Source organism: Vibrio sp. R12-SW3-ISO1 (assembly GCF_059834005.1).
Genome location: NZ_JCBDGK010000045.1, coordinates 1 through 18,860 on the forward strand (window position 1 = coordinate 1; position 18,860 = coordinate 18,860).

Here is an 18,860-nt window from a genome sequence, read left to right on the forward strand (position 1 = left end):
GACCTCTCGCTTATCAGGCGAACGCTCTAACCACCTGAGCTACAGACCCACTGAATGCTCTAATTAAACCATATCAATCTGTGTGGACACTCATAACGATAATCATCGTATAAGGAGGTGATCCAGCGCCAGGTTCCCCTAGCGCTACCTTGTTACGACTTCACCCCAGTCATGAACCACAAAGTGGTGAGCGTCCTCCCGAAGGTTAAACTACCCACTTCTTTTGCAGCCCACTCCCATGGTGTGACGGGCGGTGTGTACAAGGCCCGGGAACGTATTCACCGTGGCATTCTGATCCACGATTACTAGCGATTCCGACTTCATGGAGTCGAGTTGCAGACTCCAATCCGGACTACGACGCACTTTTTGGGATTCGCTTACTCTCGCAAGTTCGCCGCCCTCTGTATGCGCCATTGTAGCACGTGTGTAGCCCTACTCGTAAGGGCCATGATGACTTGACGTCGTCCCCACCTTCCTCCGGTTTATCACCGGCAGTCTCCCTGGAGTTCCCACCCGAAGTGCTGGCAAACAAGGATAAGGGTTGCGCTCGTTGCGGGACTTAACCCAACATTTCACAACACGAGCTGACGACAGCCATGCAGCACCTGTCTTACAGTTCCCGAAGGCACCAAAGCATCTCTGCTAAGTTCTGTAGATGTCAAGAGTAGGTAAGGTTCTTCGCGTTGCATCGAATTAAACCACATGCTCCACCGCTTGTGCGGGCCCCCGTCAATTCATTTGAGTTTTAATCTTGCGACCGTACTCCCCAGGCGGTCTACTTAACGCGTTAGCTCCGAAAGCCACGGCTCAAGGCCACAACCTCCAAGTAGACATCGTTTACGGCGTGGACTACCAGGGTATCTAATCCTGTTTGCTCCCCACGCTTTCGCATCTGAGTGTCAGTATCTGTCCAGGGGGCCGCCTTCGCCACTGGTATTCCTTCAGATCTCTACGCATTTCACCGCTACACCTGAAATTCTACCCCCCTCTACAGTACTCTAGTCTGCCAGTTTCAAATGCAATTCCGAGGTTGAGCCCCGGGCTTTCACATCTGACTTAACAAACCACCTGCATGCGCTTTACGCCCAGTAATTCCGATTAACGCTCGCACCCTCCGTATTACCGCGGCTGCTGGCACGGAGTTAGCCGGTGCTTCTTCTGCAGCTAACGTCAAATGAGTGCGCTATTAACACACCCACCTTCCTCACTGCTGAAAGTACTTTACAACCCGAAGGCCTTCTTCATACACGCGGCATGGCTGCATCAGGCTTGCGCCCATTGTGCAATATTCCCCACTGCTGCCTCCCGTAGGAGTCTGGACCGTGTCTCAGTTCCAGTGTGGCTGATCATCCTCTCAGACCAGCTAGGGATCGTCGCCTTGGTGAGCCCTTACCTCACCAACTAGCTAATCCCACCTGGGCATATCCTGACGCGAGAGGCCCGAAGGTCCCCCTCTTTGGCTCGAAAGCATTATGCGGTATTAGCCATCGTTTCCAATGGTTATCCCCCACATCAGGGCAATTTCCCAGGCATTACTCACCCGTCCGCCGCTCGACGCCGTTATCGCCACCCGAAGGCTTTGATAACTCGTTTCCGCTCGACTTGCATGTGTTAGGCCTGCCGCCAGCGTTCAATCTGAGCCATGATCAAACTCTTCAATTTAAAGTTTTGTTCGGCTCAATGAATACTGATAAGTTCCTAGTGACTAGAAGCTAGTTCCTAGAAAACTTGAATTGACTGTGCTGAATCCGAAGATTCAATGGTCACTCAGTTCATTGAAACCTAATTTGAAGCCGCTCTTTATTAAGAGAAGTTTCTAATTGGATTATCATCAACGAGTGCCCACACAGATTGATAGGTTTATAATGTTAAAGAGCTGTGCTTTTCAAGAAACTTTCTCTCAAAGCGGAGGTGCATTCTAGCGAGTTAATTTGAAGAGTCAAACACTTTTCAAATTTATTTTCTCAAGAAGCTTTTACCTCTCTTAACACTGCTGAAGCCTTGTGGCGTCTGCCGTGTCAGTGGATGCGCATTATAGGGAGCAACAGAAATAGCGCAAGCGAAAAAAGCCTTTTTTTTATCAAAAAACGCCTGACCGACTACTTTTCGATCAGGCACTATTTTATACCTAGTTTACGCGCACACTATCCTAAGCATATACACAAATGCCTGTGGATAACTCAACCTCTAACTGTCTGAATCAAAGAAGTATGAAATGCGTGAGCGTGGGTTTAAGTACTCTTTTACTTTATCTGGAAGCTTAGCAGGCAAAATCGCATTCACTATTTTCAGTTCTTTTTCCGCTAAATCGAGAATCGGCGCTTGAGTCCTTGGCACAGAAGGGTCGTACATCAGCACATTCGGGTAGAGAATATTGCGCGCGTTGACTGAAATGACCAAGCCAACCATGTTGTTGGACAGTTGGACAACGGTACCTGGTGGGTAGACGCCCATAAACTTGATTAAAATGCCGAGGTTTTCGTTGCTATAGAGATGCTTGCAGTTTTTATAAAGGTGAGACAGCGCAACATAAGGGATCTTTTGTTCTGCTTCGATATTGCAGTGACAGAGATTGTCATACGCATTCGCCACCGACACTATTTGCGTCATCATATCTATCTCTTCTTCTTTTAACCCTTGAGGGTATCCAGAACCATCATTCAGTTCATGATGTTGAGTAATGACCGTTTTAGCACTTTCCGGAAAGCTCTCTATTTTATCGGCCAAGTCAAAACCATACTTGGTGTGCAGTTTGAGGTAGTTTTTCTCTGGCTCCGTCAAGGCCGTCTTTTTGCGGACTATTGCCGTTGGGATTTTAACTTTTCCCATATCATGGAATAGCGCAGCAAACGCGACTTCTTTTATCTTGTCTGCATTGAGCTTTTTAGCCTTGGCAATCATCATCGCGATAACCGCAACATTGAGGGAATGAAAATAGATGTCCTCAAATTCACTCTTACCGTTCATGAGGTGTAACGTCACGTTGTCATCGCTAAGCAATTTGTCGACCACATCGCTGACTAACTCCGATGCTTCATCAATGGCTTGTTCTGGTCGGCTGCGAATTTTATTCATCACCGCTCGCATCTTTGACAACGATCGTTCGAACTCTTTTTCACACTGAATCACTCGGCGTCGATAGGCATTGAGCTTTTCTATTTGCTCTTGTTTCTGCTGCCAGAGTTTTTCTGCCTCACTATCAACGCCGGAGTGGTCATTGTCGGCCTCTTCTTCGGGTTGCGCTTTCTGCGGTGGCAGTGGTTCAACATCACTTTGCGCAGGATTGATATAGACGTGCTTAATTCCCAAGTGGCGAATGAGTCGCACTTGCTCTTCGTCTTTTATCTTGAAGCTATTCAATAAGAAAGGGTGCTCATTCCATTTGAGCGGCAGTCGAATGTGCAATCCGGGTTGGAGACGATCGACGGTAATTTTGATGCTAGCCACGACGTTTATACAACTGAATCATTTTGATAACCCAATAATCTTAGATGAATTAGGTGGCGATTTCATCACAAAAAGCCACCCTACCTGACCAACTCATCAACAGACGTGAGCAACGGATTGCTGACGCGGCATGACACCTCAGCAGATTAGACTAGATTGCAGTGCAGCATCCAACGGATGCCAAACTGATCTTCCACTTTACCAAAGCGTGCTCCCCAAAATGTGTCGGCCAAAGGCATCATCACGCGACCTTGCGTCGCGAGCTTATCGAACAGCCTCGCTTGTAAGTCGAGATCGTCAAGCACAATGGATAAGGCGATGGTGTTTCCGCTCAGCTCTTTCGCCACCACGCCATCAGAGAGCATCAATTTATTGCCCATGATGTCAATTTCTGCGTGCATAATCCAATGAGGCTCCGCCCCCTCAATGACCTGAGGTGAATCTTTGAAATATTGCACTGATGTGACGTCTGCCTCAAAACTGTCACGATAAAAATGGAGCGCCTCGGCACATCTTCCAGCGAAAAAGAGATATGGTGTGATTTGATACATTGTCTGACTTCCTGTTGTTTTCTTTAAAAGATAGCTGACAATTCACTAACTCGCGGATAAAGCGAAGAAAAATTCCCCCGTTCTTATCTTGCGCGCAAAGCGCCGACTCGAACCACACTGCGCTAGACGAGGCCTTGTTAATTTCTAATAGGATTCCCCTATCAATAAGATAGCTACAAGCAATTTTATTTAGTCTACGGCGGATGAGAATATACTTTCCGAAAGCAAGAACTGCTCACCCAAAACATTCTGAGGAAAGTAAAGATATGATTAACACTAAGATCAAACCATTCAAAGCGACCGCATTCAAACAAGGTGAATTTGTTGAAGTCACAGAGCAAGACGTTCTGGGTAAATGGGCGGTATTCTTCTTCTACCCAGCAGACTTCACCTTCGTATGTCCAACTGAACTTGGTGACCTAGCAGACCACTACGAAGAGCTTCAAAAGCGCGGCGTAGAAGTGTACTCAGTCTCTACTGATACACACTTTACTCACAAAGCATGGCACGATAGCTCAGACACTATTGGCAAAATCAACTACTACATGCTTGGCGACCAAACTGGCAACATCACCAACAACTTCGGTGTTATGCGTGAAGGTCAAGGTCTTGCAGACCGCGCAACATTCCTGATCGACCCAGAAGGTACGATTCAAGCGATGGAAATCACTGCTGAAGGTATCGGCCGTGACGCAGAAGACCTACTTCGCAAAGTAAAAGCCGCTCAGTACGTCGCTGCTCACCCAGGCGAAGTTTGCCCAGCGAAATGGAAAGAAGGTGAAGAAACACTGGCACCATCTCTAGACCTAGTTGGCAAAATCTAATCTCACTGAGATTGTTGTTCCTCCCCTATTAGGAACCTAATTAAGAGAGCATTCTGGGTCAGATACCTGACGACCTTCTACCCGGTTTGCTCTCTTCCCAACCTGTTTTTATCCAGAGTAACCACTCTTTTGTTTATTTAAGGTAAGTACCACCATGCTAGACCAAGCGATTCAACAACAACTCAAACAATATCTCGCCAACGTAAAAGAAGAGGTTCGTCTAGTGGTTAGCCTAGATGAAAGCAAAGCCGCCAATGACATCCTCGCCTTGGCCAATCAAATCGCTGAGATGAGCGATCTGATCAGTGTTGAACGAGATGATAATGCCAGCGCACGCAAACCTGTGATGGCAGTGACCAACCCGACCAAAGGTACGTCATTGCGCTTTGCCGGCTTGCCAATGGGACATGAATTTACTTCTCTCGTTTTGGCGCTGCTGCACTCTGGCGGTCACCCAATCAAGCTTGAGCCTGAGGTTATTGAGCAAATCGCCGCATTAGACAAAGATCTTGATGTCGAAATTTTTATTTCACTCTCGTGTCAAAACTGTCCAGACGTGGTTCAAGCGTTCAACATGATGGCGGCGATCAACCCGAAAGTGAACGCGACCATGATTGATGGCGCACTCTTCCAAGATGAAGTAAAACAACGTGACATCATGGCCGTACCGAGTGTCTTCGTTAACGGCGAGCTATTCGGTCAAGGCCGCATGTCTCTGACTGAGATTCTTAACAAAGTGGATGACGGCGCGAGCGAGAAAGCCGCGAAAGCTCTGAGCGAAAAAGATCCATACGATGTCTTGGTTGTCGGTGGTGGCCCTGGTGGTAGTGCTGCGGCTCTTTATGCGGCGCGCAAAGGGATTCGCACTGGCGTTGTCGCTAAACGCTTTGGCGGTCAAGTCATGGACACCATGGCGATCGAAAACTTCATTTCAGTGAAACGTACTGAAGGTCCAAAACTGGCGACTGATCTTGCTGAGCACTTAAAAGAGTACGATGTGGACGTCGTAACAGAACAGCAAGCAGAAAAGCTGATGGGCGCGGCGCACACAGAAGATGGTCTGATTCATATCCAACTTGAGAGTGGCGCAACTCTGAAGAGTAAGAGTGTCATTCTAAGCCCAGGTGCACGCTGGCGTGAAATGAACGTTCCGGGTGAGCAAGAGTACCGCAACAAAGGCGTTGCCTACTGCCCACACTGTGACGGCCCACTGTTCAAAGGTAAGAAGACTGCCGTTATCGGTGGTGGTAACTCAGGTATTGAAGCCGCTATCGACCTTGCAGGTATTGTTGAGCACGTGACTGTGTTGGAGTTTGCGGATGTCCTTCGCGCCGACCAAGTCTTGATCAACAAGGCGAACTCGATGCCAAACATCGACATTATTACCATGGCACAAACCACAGAAGTGATTGGTGATGGGAAACGAGTCACGAGCTTGAAGTACAAAGACCGCAACACAGATAAAATCAAAGAGATTGAGTTGTCTGGTATCTTCGTGCAAATTGGCCTCGTACCGAACACGGAATGGTTGAAAGATTCAGAGGTTGCCCTGTCAAATCGTGGCGAAATCGAAGTGGGTAGCCGTGGCGAGACGAGCCTAGAAGGTGTATTTGCGGCGGGTGATGCCACAACCGTACCGTACAAACAGATCATTATTGCGATGGGAGAAGGCGCAAAAGCAAGCCTTGGCGCATTTGACTACTTGATTCGCAAACAAGGATAAATCCCCTTATCGCACATCATTGGCACCGCGTGAAATTTTCACCTCAGAGGAAATTTATCGGGACGCAGTGATCGAACTTTGTGACGAGAAGTATAACAACAAAGGAAGCCCAAAAGACTTAGCCAGCAGCTGCCAACCTGCTGGCTTTTTTTGTCTACAATTTTTTTATCAGCAAAACGGCTTTTAACAGCAATACGGATTGTTGGTACAACCACTGAGCATGAGTGGTGTACATATACTTCTAACATGCACATCGATTATTTTGCTAAGAGTAGATTGGTATGATTAAGCTAGAGCGTGAGTTGTCGTTCTCTCAAAAAACGTACATTATCGGCCTGCCTATGATGGCACTTTCGTTTATCTATTTTACTCGCTATGGGTATGCGACGCCCGACCTGATTGCCACTCTGGTCTTGTCTGCCTTAGTCGTCATTCTCAATCGCCCCACCACTCGCTATGCGCTGCCGTACGTGCTGTATGGGTTTGTTGCTTTGCATATTCATCAAGCCTATGGGGACATCATGCTTCACTTTGAAGTCTTCATCATGTTGGCGTTAATGACGCTCTACAATAACTGGCTGATGGTATTACACGCACTGGTTGCGGCCGCTCTGCATCACGTTTTCTTCTTTTGGATGCAGTCGTCTGGCGTACCGGTATACCTCTTCCCACCGAACAGCAGCTACACCTTAGTTATTGAGCACTGCCTGTATGCCATTTTCCAAGCTAGCGTATCCATGTACGCCTGTCTCGTACTGGATAAAAACCTGCAACGATTGAAATACGTCAGCCGCACTGTCGATCATGTGGTACAAGGTTCGACGTTCAACTTAAATGTGAAACTGCAAGAGCGGGATGAATTTTTCACTCGCTTCAACCAAATCATTCTACAGTTGCAAGACACCGCTAGAATCCAACGCGAATCCGTTGCAGAGCTCTCTCATGTATCCGAGGATTTTGCGGCCAACACCACACGAATTGATCGTGAAATCTCTCGCAATAGTAACAATATCAAGCAAGTCGCAAGCGCGGTGAGCGATCTCAGTGATTCGTTCTCCCATGTTTCACAAACAACCCAAGCTTGCCATCAAAGCGCCCAGCATGCCACCGAGCTGAGCGACGCATCGCTTTCTCAATCGGCAGAATGCCAACATCGATTAGCCCGCATGACCGATATTGTTGACCAGACACGCAGCAACGTCAGCCAAGTCGTGCAAGACGCCAACAGCATTCATCAAATTCTCGAAGCGATCACGAGCATTTCTGAACAAACAAACTTGCTCGCCCTTAACGCTTCCATCGAGGCGGCAAGAGCCGGCGAAGCCGGGAGAGGCTTCGCCGTGGTGGCAGACGAAGTCCGCCAGCTAGCTAATCGCACCAGCGCAAGCGTTGAGGAGATTGGTGTTTCTCTAGGTCAACTAGAGAAAGCAGTCAAACTCTCCACGGGCAATATCAGCGACATGACTGAACTATCGACGCAAGTCTCTAGTGCCGTGGACAATATCATCCAATCGACCGGACAAATCTCGCACAATATCAGCCAAGTGAGTCTCCAGATGTCGCAAGTCGCCGATTCAGTCGATGAGCAACACCGCTCATTAGACCGTCTACAAAGCAATATGTCCGAAGTGGATAACGCCAGTGCTGTGATTGCCGAACAATCTCAGGAGCAGAACGCTGCGATATCAGAGCTAACGCAAGCCACTAGCAAGTTGGCAAGCCTAAGCCAGCGATTCCAGCTCTCTTAATGACCTACCGCTACTTTTTGATCCCGCTGCTATTCGCAGCGGGCTATGTCGCACCGACCTGGTTCAAGTTTGAACCGAAAATGGAGTTCGCCGCGGCGCCTCAAGGGCTTACATTGGTCGACTGCCCAGTGAATGATGGAAGATGCCAAGTCGATGGGTATCAAGTGACGATAAAAAGTGGCCAGTTTTCACCGCTAGAGAGAACCGAGTTTGAGCTCACTTTTCAAGATGAGTCTCCACTCACTGACGTACTCGTTACCTCTGATGATCAACAATTTGGCACCTTAATTGGCCAACCGACACTCGATAAGACCCACTCCTACTCCGTGCTGATCCCCTACTGCACCAATAGCGCCATGCAAATAATCATCATTGACCCCTCGCGCTCGGTTGGCTTACGCCTCTCATTGCTGTTATAACCATTGTACAAACGCATCGGGTTACCTACACTAAACTCAATACAGTGCATAATAAAAACAGTGGTTAGGAGACAAGGATGTTAAATTTCGCTCGCGCCAAAAATGACAAGATTACTCAGTTAGAAAATCAACTTAGCAGCGCTAATCAATTCAAGGAGTCGGTGAAAGAATCGGTTCCTTATATCGAATTCACACCCGATGGGCACATCCGTTTTGCCAACGCTCAGTTTCTCTCTGTTACCGGTTATAGCTTGGAAGAAGTGCAAGGCAAACATCACCGCTTCCTTTGTTTCCCAGAGGACGTTGAGACAGCTGAATACAAGCAACTTTGGAAAGATCTCAATCAAGGCATCCCTAAAACAGGCCGATTCATTCGCAAAAACAAGCAAGATCTCGCATTTTGGGTCGAGGCCACCTATTTTCCGGTCCGCGATCAACATGGGAAAGTCGAGTATGTCGCCAAAGTGGCCTCTGACGTGAGTGATGCTCAGCGAGAGCGTGAGCGCAATCGAGCACTGTTAGACGCCCTGGATAAATCGTTAGCCGTCATCGACTTTGAACCCGACGGCACCATCATTACCGCCAATAAAAACTTCCTCGCGCACATGGGCTACTCATTGGCCGAAATCAAAGGTCAGCACCATCGTATGTTTTGCTTGCCCGAGTTTTATCAGTCCAACCCCAATTTTTGGGCAGAGTTGTCGACTGGTGCCATCAAAACCGGTCTGTTCCAACGGATTGATAAGCATGGGCAACGTATGTGGTTAGAAGCGACTTATAACCCGATTTTCAACCATGAAGGCAAAGTAGTTAAAATCATCAAACTTGCGAGCGATATTACCGATCGTGTCGAAAAAGCCGAGCGAGTCAAAGAAGCCGCCACCACCTCATTCGAGATAGCCCAGCAAACCGTCAACTCTGCGTGTGAAGGGAAAGAGAGCATTGCGCAGCTTCTGACCAACTCTCAAGAGATAAACCGCTCAGTCGCCGAAATGAATGAGTTGGTGACCGCCTTGAATGGTCAGTCGAAAAGCGTTGAAACCATCGTCTCGACCATCAGCGCCATTGCCGAGCAAACCAACCTGCTCGCATTGAACGCTGCAATTGAGGCGGCTAGGGCCGGAGAACAAGGCCGCGGCTTTGCCGTTGTGGCCGATGAAGTGCGTAACCTCGCGGCCAGGACCTCTGAATCTACCTCAGAGATTGCCGACGTTATCGGTGAGAACAGTAAGATCACACAAAAACTCGATGGCAAAATCCAAGCCGTCACCGAAAAAACGTCCCACGGCGAATCTCAAACTGAGCAGATCTCACAAGTGATCGACAGAATCATCGATGACGCAGAAAAAGTGTCTCGAACGGTGGAAAACCTGTCTTAACCCTCTATCGTGATACTGCTAATCGTCGTTCAAACAAAGCCTCGTTTCAACACGGGGCTTTTTTGAAAATGGCGAATGCTAGAAACAACAAAGCCCCGACTTTCGTCGAGGCTTTGTTGTTTAAATATGGTACCGGTGGGCGGACTTGAACCGCCACGCCCGAAGGCAACGGATTTTGAATCCGTCGTGTATACCAATTTCACCACACCGGCATCTTGGGGATGACTCCCTGTTGATGTCTGGCATTATACGTAAGCTTTGCCATCGCGCAAGTGCAAAAAGCTGATTTGCTTATTGTTTGCTGATAAATTCGCCACAAAGTCGTAAGCTGTGCGCAAGCTCTCTTTTCATCACCAGTTTGACACTATATTCTGGCGCCAGTTTTTTAAGGGTAAGTCGTTTTATGTCTAGCAATAGCACCTTGCCACCAGCGGGACTTTTTCGCCGCTTAGGGGCACTTTTTTATGATGGGTTGATCATCATTGCCATCGAAATGATGGCGGCCGGTATCGTTATCGCCATTTTACATGCGCTAATGGCGCTCGGCGTATTTCATGTTGGCCAATACCAAGACGTCAGTGATTTCCTTACGCAGCATCCGGTATGGAGTCCTCTCTACACCTTCTATCTCGCGGCGGTATGGGTCTACTTCTTTGTCTACTTTTGGACAAAAGCGGGCCAAACATTGGGCATGCGTGCCTGGAAACTGCAACTGCAAAATGATCAAGGCGGGCGAATCACGGTGACGCAAGCGCTGATTCGCATTGGCACATCCGGTTTCGGCCTTGCCAATCTTAGTGTGCCTATCGACCCCAAAAAGCGCGGCTTTCACGATATATGGGCTAAAACGCGCGTCGTGGTATTGCCTAAAGCGCAATAACAATCTAATAGGTAATAAAAAAGGAAAGCGATGTGCTTTCCTTTTTTGGTTTCTGTCCCAGCCTAAATCAGCCTGGTCTATTCGGTGCTTAGTCAACACTGAGCTCTTTCAGCATCGAATCTGGTAACGCCAACTCATCGTTCTTATTGACCGAAATGCCCGCGTCAATAATCGCTGTTGCAATCGCTTTGGCTTCATCCAGTGAGTGCATCGCTGCCGTACCGCATTGGTATTCGTTGAGCTCTGGAATCTTGTTCTGGCTTTCCACTTTCAGCACATCTTGCATTGCCGCGAGCCATGCGTCAGCAACTTGAGACTCGGTCGGTGTGCCAATTAGGCTCATGTAGAAGCCTGTACGACAACCCATCGGTGAAATATCGATGATTTCCACGCTCTCACCGTTAAGGTGGTTACGCATGAAACCGGCGTATAGATGCTCAAGGGTGTGGATGCCTTTTTCTGACAAGATGTCTTTGTTTGGGGCGGTAAAACGCAAATCAAACACTGTGATGGTGTCCCCTTTAGGCGTGGTCATCGTTTTTGCCACGCGAACGGCTGGGGCGTTCATACGAGTGTGATCTACGGTAAAGCTATCTAGTAACGGCATGGTCCGTCTCCATTGGTTCCAAGCTCTTGGGAGCTGTTCTATTCTTTTTCTTGGCCCGGCGATAACAGCTAGGCAGATAGTCAAAGCCTAGCAAATCGGCGATGAATGAGCGAGCCTATTGTGGCACGGATTACGCCTGCTGCGATGTTTTTAAGTACGCGAAGTAGTCTTCTAAAAACGCATCAAATGACAGGCTATCTTTCGCTTCAATATCGGCTTGTGCCTCCACTGAGCGCGCGACTTCTTGTTCCATCAGAGACTCACTGTAGGTACGGTATTGGTGAGCTTGATGACGCGCTTTGTACTGACGACCAAACTCTCGGCCCACATTTCCTAAACCGCCTAGGCGCTTGGTGTCTGCCAGCAGTTGCCCTGAAATGGTCAGCTCAGGGTTATCAATCCACTCAAGCAGTGTCTTCGCCACATCTTGGTACGCCTGAACACCGGCGGCCTCATCCATGACTTTGGCGATCGCCGTCAATTCAGAAAATACACGCTTAGCCCAGGTTTGCAACGTTAAGACTTCGCCTTTGCAGCCAATCTGTAACTCAAGACCCGGCTTGCGACCTTCGACAATCACTTTGTTCCAGTTCTCTCGCCAGCACGCTTGCTCACAAAAATCCATCGGCTCAGAGTCACTTAATGCAGCCCATGCTAAGAAGAGGTCGAGGAAGCGAACCTGATCTTCGGTAATACCCACCGAGCTGTACGGGTTCACATCCAGTGAGCGCACCTCAATGTACTCAACCCCGCCTCGGCGCAACGCTTCAGACGGTTTCTCACCGCTTTTGGTCACTCGTTTCGGACGGATAGGCGCGTAGAGCTCATTTTCAATCTGTAAAACGTTGCTATTAAGTTGACGGTACTCACCGTCCACTTTCACGCCTATCTTGGCAAACTTATCTGAAGGCGTGCGAATCGCTTCATTAAGCCCTGCTAAATACTCATCAATGCTATTGAATCCGATCTTGAGGACACTTTGCGCGCTATTGGTGTAGCCCAAATCACTCAAACGCAGTGAGGTGGCGTTCGGCAAATAGAGGGTTTCACCAATGTTTTCAAACGGCAGTTTCGTCTCTCGACCACGAATAAACGAAGAGCAGAGCGCCGGTGACGCGCCAAAGAAATAAGGAATCAGCCACCCAAAGCGGTAGTAATTACGAATTAAGCCGAAGTACGCCTCAGATTTGCTCTCTTGACGCGCCTGCTCATCTTGCTCTCCATAGAGGGCATCCCAGAAACTGTCCGGGAAAGAGAAGTTAAAATGCACACCGGAGATAATTTGCATCAAACTGCCGTAGCGACGCTTCAACCCTTGGCGATACAGCGTTTTCATCTTGCCTGAGTTCGAGTCGCCATATTGAGCAAGGTTGATCAACTCCTCATGCTCGACGTAACAAGGCATCGACAGTGGCCACAGTTTCTCTTCCCCCAGTTTGGTTTGAGTGAAGTGGTGGATGTCTTCAAGCTGCGCCATCAACTGTTCGATGTCGTGCGACACCGGAGTGATGAACTCGAGCAGCGATTCAGAGAAATCCGTCGTGATCCATTGGTTGGTCAACGCCGACCCTAACCCTTGAGGGTGCGGAGTGGTCGCCAAACGCCCGTCTTGATAGCGCAAAGTCTCTCGCTCGACGCCACGGCTAAAGTGTTGGAATACTTCTGGGTTACGAGCGACTCGCTCTAATCGCGCAGCAAAATCTGTCAAAATGAAGTTCACTTATGTTTAATCGTTTCTACGTTCTCAGTTATGTGTACTCTAACGGATGATTTCAAGCTCTTCTATCGGAATCTGTAAACTTTCTAGCTGGGGTTTTAACGATTTCGCATCGCCCACCACGATGATTTGATACTGGCTGGGATCAAACCACTTCGCCGCGAGTGCGTTTAACGTCTCCTTGCTGACCGTTGCCACAATCTGATTTCGTTGCTGTAAATAGTCTTCATCCAATCCGAACGCCAAGATACTGCCTAGCAGTTGCGCTTTTTGTGCCGGCGTTTCGTAGTTGAGTGCATCTTGTTGACCGACGGCAAGACGCAAAAATTTCATCTCCTCATCGCTCATTCCCAGCTGCGCAAACTGTTCAAGCTCGTTACGCATCTCCACCAGTGCAGGCTGTGTGGCGTCTGCTCTAACTTGAGCGGAAAAGACCAAGGCACCCACTTCGCGGTTGGAGGCCAAATAGCCACTGGCACCATAGGTATAGCCTTTGTCTTCCCTTAGGTTTTGATTCAGACGGCTATTGAAATTGCCAGCCAAGTTAAAGTTGGCCAGTTGCGTAAGATAAACCTCTCCGGTTGCGTCAAATGGTAAGCCTTGTCGCACCATACGAATAATCACTTGTGGCGCTCCCGGCTTATCCACTAGGTAGAGCTTTTGCTGGGCAAGTGGCTCAACCGACTGAGGTCGTAGCAATGGCGCCGCCTCGCCTTGCCACTCTTTCAAAAACGCGAGCTGTTTGACGATCTGCCTGCGGCTGATGTCCCCCACAACCACTACTTGCGCACCTTGTGGCGTATAGTGCTGCTGATAAAACGCCTTCACATCGTCTAGGCTAATCGCCTCGACCGAGGCTTGGGTGCCATCGCTCGAACGTTCATAGACACTGCCAGAAAACAGAACTTGTCGCGTGGCTTGTGACGCCAGCCAAGTCGGTTTCTGATGTTGATACACTAGCCCTTCTAACGTCTGCTTTTTAATCCGCTCGAAGTCGTCAGCATCAAAAGCGGGCTTGAACAGCACTTCTTCGACAATCGCCAACGTTGGCGTGAGGTTTTTCTCCAAGGTGGAGATCGACAGTGAGGTGGTGTAATTGCCCGCTCTCACCGAAAGCGTACTGCCCAACGCATCCAGTTTGGCTTGCAGCTCTTCCACACTCGACTCAGTGGTGCCCTCTTCGAGTAACGACGCTGTTAAGTTAGCCAGCCCTTCTTTATCTTGCCGGACATAGCGCTCCCCTGCCGGGAAACTTATCTCAAGCTGAACCGTCGGCGTTTCTGAGCTCACGGTACCAATCAGCTCAGCGCCATTATCAAAATAGACGCGGTACAGCTCAGGCATCGTTGCTTCGACACCCTTGGCGACCTCTGGCATCACCGAGCGGTCAAAATCATCCTCTGCACGTCGATACGCCAGTTGGCTCTCGTCCACTTTTTGGTATTCAGGCAACTGACGCTCAGGGGTGACAAACGTCGCCGGAGCAGCTGCAAGCTCCGCTTTCCCACGCGGAATTACACTTAATGTCACTTTGCGTTGGTCTTTGATAAAACGCTGATACACAGATTGCACGGACTCTGGCGTCACGTTGCGGATCTGCTCTAACTGAGTCTGCATTCTATCTGGCTGACCAAAGAAGGTTTGATTGGATGCCAACTGCGAAACTTTACCGCGCACACTTTGCAGGGCAAAGACGGCGTCAGCTTCCGCCATACCGGTAATTTGCTCAAGGCGCGCTTGAGTGGCCCCTGTTTGCTCGAACTCCTCAAGGGTGTCCATCAGCGCTTGGTAGAGCGGCGTCAACTGCCCTTTGTCACCGGATGGGCCCATGGCATAAACGTAGAAGGTACAGGCAAGTTCAGCGCAATCTTGGAAGGCGCCCGCATCCACAGCCATCTCTGTCTTGACTAAGTTTTGATAGAGCAAGCTATTGGCACCACTGCCCAAAATATTCGCCAATGCATTGAGCGAGGCCTGATTTTGCTCGCCATTGTAAGTGGTTGGCCACCCTACCAACACCATAGGTTGAGAAATGCGATCCTCTAGCGTGACATAGCGATCTTCATTGAGCTGAGCCGGCTGTTTCGGCGCTTTCTCTACCTCTGGTCCTGCCGGAATTGAAGCAAAATACTGGTGAACCCATTCAAGCGTTTGATCCACGTCGATATCGCCACCGATCGTCAGCACGGCATTATTCGGTCCATACCAGCGTAAAAAGAAAGCTTTAAGATCGTTGACATCCACACGGTCTAAATCCTCAACATAACCGATCGTTTGCCACGAATAGGGATGGCCTTCTGGGTACATGGCTTCCGCCATCTTTTCCCACATCAAGCCATACGGGCGATTATCGAAATTCTGCGCTCGCTCGTTTTTCACCGTATCACGTTGGACTTCAAACTTACGTTGTGAGACCGCATCAAGCAAAAATCCCATACGATCGGACTCAAGCCACAACATTTTTTCTAGCTGATTTGAAGGGACAGTTTCAAAGTAGTTGGTTCGGTCACGGTTGGTCGTACCGTTTAACGTACCGCCCGCTTCAGTGATAATTTTAAAGTGTTGCTGATCGCCAACATGTTCGCTGCCTTGGAACATCATGTGTTCAAAAAAGTGGGCAAAGCCGGATTTACCGACTTCTTCCCGCGCAGAGCCTACATGGTAAGTGACGTCCACATGGACAAGAGGATCTGAATCATCCGGAGAGAGGATGACCGTCAACCCGTTGTCGAGGCGATATTTGGCATAAGGGATCATCGCAACGCCAGGCTGAGGCTTTACCTCTTCGATCAGAGAAACGCCCGGAGGGAGAGAAGAAAACAGCGATACTGAAGGAATCGTGCTGCTCGCGCAGCCATACAAAGCAAGGAGAGAAAGGGCACCAAGCCAGAGTTTTCTCATGACATCTCCTAGAAAAGTCCAAAATAAAGCGCAGCTAACGCGCTGTAACGTAATGCCTTACCCAGCAAAATAAGCCAGCAACATGGCCAAAACCGCATTCTCAGCCATCCAGCGGCTAAACAGAGAGGATCGCCAATAATCGGCAGCCAACTGAGCAGCAATGACCAATAGCCGTACTTTTGCAGCCAAGCTACGGCTTTATGACCGTGTTTTTCATCTTGAGTTCGATTTGGTAACCAGAGCCCGAGCCAATAATTGGTGAGCCCGCCCAAGGTGTTACCTAGGCTGGCAACGACGATCACCATCATAGTGGAGAATTGATTGAGACTGAGGGTGGCAACGAGCCCCGCCTCGGAGCCGCCCGGCAGCAGAGTCGCACTGAGAAACCCTGTGATGAAGAGTACCCACAGAGCCGAATCAGAAAACCACAATGCGACCGACTGAAATGCGTGATTAAACGCGTCTAACATTGCATATCAAGCAAGACTTTCCCGCGCGTTCTGCCCGTCTCGATTTGTCGATGTGCATCAGCGACATTGTCCATTGGGTAGACGTGCTGGATTTCCGTTTTAAGTAAGCCAACGCTGACCATATAGACGAGGGCATCTAACTGTTCAGGATTTGGGTCGACCAGCATCCCGGTCGACTCAAAACCCAGAATCTTGGCTTTTTCGCAAATCATCTCAGCACTGATGGTCGGGACCGTGACGACGGTCGCGCCATCTTTTAGGCATTTTAGCGCATCTAATGCGGCGTCACCGCCCACTAGGTCAATCAAGACATCTACGTCTTCAACGCGCTCAGAGACCGGGGCAAACTGATAGTTGACCGCATGTGCGCCCAATGTCGCCAGGTAATCCAAATTGGCTTCCGAACAGGTGGTAAACACTTCCGCTTTCGCCGCGAGCGCCACTTGTACAGCGATGTGCCCCACCCCGCCAGCTCCCGCAAGAATAAGCACGCGTTGCCCTTCTTTGACGCCGGCTTTATCCAGCGCCTGAACAGCGGTTTGCCCAGCCAAAGGCAGAGCGGCAGCCGCCTCCAACGTGATGGCATCAGGCACTAAGGTTAGTAGCGTCTCTGGTACGGCGACATACTGGCTGTAGCCTCCACCTTGCAAAGGAAAGCCAATAAATCCCGCCACTTTATCGCCGACAGCAAAGCGCTGCGCGTCATCGCCCGTTGCTACTATCTCTCCAGCGATATCGTAGCCGGGTACCCAAGGGAGGTTGTCTTTGTTTTGCGCGGCAGCCCAACCGAGCCCTGCACGGGTTTTTACGTCGATAGGGTTAACCCCAGCGAATGCCACTTTAACCAACACTTCGCCGGCTTGAGGCTGAGGCACCGCTGAAGATTGAATCGCTAAGACATCCGGTTCGCCAAATTTCGTGATTACGATTTGTTTGTTTTCCATGTGTACTTTCCCTATCGATAAAAAAAGGGATGCGAAAGCATCCCTTTGAATATATACCAATTCTTAGTGAGAAGTTAACCGAACTGTCGCAATTTCGCCTTGCGTCACTCGCTCGACCTATTGAACCAGTGCCAGTAATATACCGGCGGCCACGGCCGAACCGAGCACGCCGGCCACGTTCGGGCCCATCGCATGCATCAGCAAGAAGTTTTGTGGGTTTGCTTGCAAGCCGACTTTATTCACCACGCGCGCAGCCATAGGTACCGCCGATACACCAGCAGCACCAATCAATGGGTTGATGTCCTCTTTTGACAGCTTATTGAGTAGCTTCGCCATCAAGACACCGCCTGCGGTACCGATACTGAAAGCAACCGCACCCAGCGCTAAGATCCCCAATGTTTCGATGTTGAGAAACTCTTGTGCTTGAAGCTTGGAGCCGACACCCAGACCAAGGAAAATGGTCACTATGTTTATCAACTCATTTTGCGCCGTTTTCGATAAACGCTCCACCACACCGGCTTCACGCATCAAGTTACCTAGACAGAACATACCCACCAACGGCGTCGCCGCTGGCAGGAAGAGGATCGTCATCAACAAAACCGCTAATGGGAAGAGGATCTTCTCTGCTTTACCCACATGACGCAGTTGCGCCATTTGGATCTTGCGCTCCTCAGGCGTAGTCAGCGCTTTCATAATCGGTGGCTGAATGATAGGCACTAACGCCATGTAGCTGTAGGCTGCCACGGCAATCGCGCCGAGCAGATCGGGCGACAATTGGCTGGCAAGGAAAATCGCCGTTGGGCCATCTGCACCACCAATAATGGCGATCGAGGCCGCATCAGGCATACTAAATTCCATACCCGGCACATAGTTAAGCAAGATCGCACCAAACAAGGTGGCGAAGATACCAAACTGCGCCGCAGCACCTAGCCACAAGGTTTTAGGGTTCGCGATCAAAGCGCCGAAGTCCGTCATCGCGCCCACACCCATAAAGATCAACAGCGGGAAAATACCCGATTCGATCCCCACGTAGTAGACATAATAGAGCAAACCGCCCTCTTCGGTAAAACCCGCATTCGGAATATTCGCTAAGATCGCACCAAAGCCGATCGGCAGCAGCAGCAATGGCTCAAAACCTTTGCGGATAGCCAAAAACAGCAGCACACAGCCGACCAAGATCATGCAAATCTGGCCAAATTCGAAGTGAGCGATCCCTGTCTCTGACCACAGAGTCATTAAACCTTCCATGT

General features: G+C 49.4%; 13 protein-coding genes, 1 tRNA gene, 1 rRNA gene and 2 pseudogenes. 7 read left to right on the forward strand and 10 right to left on the reverse strand.

Annotated features, from left to right (window positions below; genetic code table 11):
- Window positions 1-110: 110 nt before the first annotated feature.
- From AC6R0R_RS13575 to AC6R0R_RS13585, 3 genes are all read right to left on the reverse strand, one after another.
- Window positions 111-1,662, reverse strand: a 16S ribosomal RNA gene (locus tag AC6R0R_RS13575).
- A 525-nt stretch (window positions 1,663-2,187) separates the two neighbouring features.
- Window positions 2,188-3,447, reverse strand: coding sequence for a cyclic di-GMP phosphodiesterase (locus tag AC6R0R_RS13580; RefSeq protein ID WP_500627061.1), 1,260 nt, complete (start codon window positions 3,445-3,447; stop codon window positions 2,188-2,190).
- Between the two features lie 146 nt (window positions 3,448-3,593).
- Window positions 3,594-3,998 carry a VOC family protein gene (locus AC6R0R_RS13585; protein WP_334555126.1) on the reverse strand — a complete coding sequence of 135 codons (405 nt, stop codon included), beginning with the start codon at window positions 3,996-3,998 and terminating at the stop codon, window positions 3,594-3,596.
- Between the two features lie 266 nt (window positions 3,999-4,264).
- Between AC6R0R_RS13585 and ahpC the strand changes: the two genes are divergently transcribed.
- The 6 genes and pseudogenes from ahpC to AC6R0R_RS13615 all read left to right on the forward strand — a co-directional run.
- Window positions 4,265-4,822 carry an alkyl hydroperoxide reductase subunit C gene (gene ahpC / locus AC6R0R_RS13590; protein ID WP_334555125.1) on the forward strand — a complete coding sequence of 186 codons (558 nt, stop codon included), beginning with the start codon at window positions 4,265-4,267 and terminating at the stop codon, window positions 4,820-4,822.
- Window positions 4,823-4,976: 154 nt separating this feature from the next.
- Window positions 4,977-6,545 (forward strand): alkyl hydroperoxide reductase subunit F, encoded by a 1,569-nt coding sequence (gene ahpF, locus AC6R0R_RS13595; RefSeq protein WP_500627062.1) that lies wholly within the window; start codon window positions 4,977-4,979, stop codon window positions 6,543-6,545.
- A 281-nt stretch (window positions 6,546-6,826) separates the two neighbouring features.
- Entirely contained in the window at window positions 6,827-8,293 is a 1,467-nt protein-coding gene (locus AC6R0R_RS13600; RefSeq protein WP_500627063.1) for a methyl-accepting chemotaxis protein, read from the forward strand.
- A complete protein-coding gene (locus AC6R0R_RS13605; RefSeq protein WP_500627064.1) occupies window positions 8,293-8,712 on the forward strand; it encodes a hypothetical protein in 420 nt (139 codons plus the stop codon). Before AC6R0R_RS13600 ends, AC6R0R_RS13605 begins: the two co-directional genes overlap by 1 nt.
- 77 nt (window positions 8,713-8,789) lie before the next feature.
- Window positions 8,790-9,566, forward strand: a pseudogene (locus AC6R0R_RS13610) (PAS domain-containing protein); the annotation flags it as partial.
- A gap of 102 nt (window positions 9,567-9,668) precedes the next feature.
- Window positions 9,669-10,091 (forward strand): annotated as a pseudogene (locus AC6R0R_RS13615) (methyl-accepting chemotaxis protein); the annotation flags it as partial.
- A 127-nt stretch (window positions 10,092-10,218) separates the two neighbouring features.
- On the opposite strand, the gene AC6R0R_RS13620 reads toward AC6R0R_RS13615, so the two are convergent.
- Window positions 10,219-10,303, reverse strand: a tRNA-Leu gene (locus AC6R0R_RS13620).
- Between the two features lie 191 nt (window positions 10,304-10,494).
- Here AC6R0R_RS13620 and AC6R0R_RS13625 point away from each other — a divergent pair.
- Complete coding sequence (locus tag AC6R0R_RS13625; protein ID WP_500627065.1) at window positions 10,495-10,971, forward strand: RDD family protein; 477 nt, start codon at window positions 10,495-10,497, stop codon at window positions 10,969-10,971.
- A gap of 88 nt (window positions 10,972-11,059) precedes the next feature.
- On the opposite strand, the gene luxS is transcribed toward AC6R0R_RS13625, so the two are convergent.
- From luxS to AC6R0R_RS13655, 6 genes are all read right to left on the reverse strand, one after another.
- On the reverse strand, window positions 11,060-11,578 hold the full coding sequence (gene luxS, locus AC6R0R_RS13630) for an S-ribosylhomocysteine lyase (RefSeq protein ID WP_334555101.1): 519 nt from the start codon (window positions 11,576-11,578) through the stop codon (window positions 11,060-11,062).
- Window positions 11,579-11,708: 130 nt separating this feature from the next.
- Complete coding sequence (gene gshA / locus AC6R0R_RS13635; protein WP_500627066.1) at window positions 11,709-13,286, reverse strand: glutamate--cysteine ligase; 1,578 nt, start codon at window positions 13,284-13,286, stop codon at window positions 11,709-11,711.
- Between the two features lie 51 nt (window positions 13,287-13,337).
- Window positions 13,338-16,196, reverse strand: a complete 2,859-nt coding sequence (locus AC6R0R_RS13640; RefSeq protein ID WP_500627067.1) for a M16 family metallopeptidase — start codon at window positions 16,194-16,196, stop codon at window positions 13,338-13,340.
- A gap of 8 nt (window positions 16,197-16,204) precedes the next feature.
- Window positions 16,205-16,666 carry a YqaA family protein gene (locus AC6R0R_RS13645; RefSeq protein WP_334555098.1) on the reverse strand — a complete coding sequence of 154 codons (462 nt, stop codon included), beginning with the start codon at window positions 16,664-16,666 and terminating at the stop codon, window positions 16,205-16,207.
- Window positions 16,660-17,610, reverse strand: coding sequence for an NADP-dependent oxidoreductase (locus AC6R0R_RS13650; RefSeq protein WP_500627068.1), 951 nt, complete (start codon window positions 17,608-17,610; stop codon window positions 16,660-16,662). Before AC6R0R_RS13650 ends, AC6R0R_RS13645 begins: the two co-directional genes overlap by 7 nt.
- Before the next feature lie 117 nt (window positions 17,611-17,727).
- Window positions 17,728-18,858, reverse strand: coding sequence for a sodium ion-translocating decarboxylase subunit beta (locus tag AC6R0R_RS13655; protein ID WP_334555096.1), 1,131 nt, complete (start codon window positions 18,856-18,858; stop codon window positions 17,728-17,730).
- Between the last annotated feature and the right edge of the window lie 2 nt (window positions 18,859-18,860).

Excerpts from the sequence above, each read along its gene's own strand:
- AC6R0R_RS13585 (WP_334555126.1), bottom strand. The coding sequence starts at position 3,998 with ATGTATCAAATCACACCATATCTCTTTTTCGCTGGAAGATGTGCCGAG.
- ahpC (WP_334555125.1), top strand. The coding sequence starts at position 4,265 with ATGATTAACACTAAGATCAAACCATTCAAAGCGACCGCATTCAAACAA.
- ahpF (WP_500627062.1), top strand. The coding sequence starts at position 4,977 with ATGCTAGACCAAGCGATTCAACAACAACTCAAACAATATCTCGCCAAC.
- AC6R0R_RS13600 (WP_500627063.1), top strand. The coding sequence starts at position 6,827 with ATGATTAAGCTAGAGCGTGAGTTGTCGTTCTCTCAAAAAACGTACATT.
- AC6R0R_RS13605 (WP_500627064.1), top strand. The coding sequence starts at position 8,293 with ATGACCTACCGCTACTTTTTGATCCCGCTGCTATTCGCAGCGGGCTAT.
- AC6R0R_RS13625 (WP_500627065.1), top strand. The coding sequence starts at position 10,495 with ATGTCTAGCAATAGCACCTTGCCACCAGCGGGACTTTTTCGCCGCTTA.
- luxS (WP_334555101.1), bottom strand. The coding sequence starts at position 11,578 with ATGCCGTTACTAGATAGCTTTACCGTAGATCACACTCGTATGAACGCC.
- AC6R0R_RS13640 (WP_500627067.1), bottom strand. The coding sequence starts at position 16,196 with ATGAGAAAACTCTGGCTTGGTGCCCTTTCTCTCCTTGCTTTGTATGGC.
- AC6R0R_RS13645 (WP_334555098.1), bottom strand. The coding sequence starts at position 16,666 with ATGTTAGACGCGTTTAATCACGCATTTCAGTCGGTCGCATTGTGGTTT.
- AC6R0R_RS13650 (WP_500627068.1), bottom strand. The coding sequence starts at position 17,610 with ATGGAAAACAAACAAATCGTAATCACGAAATTTGGCGAACCGGATGTC.
- AC6R0R_RS13655 (WP_334555096.1), bottom strand. The coding sequence starts at position 18,858 with ATGGAAGGTTTAATGACTCTGTGGTCAGAGACAGGGATCGCTCACTTC.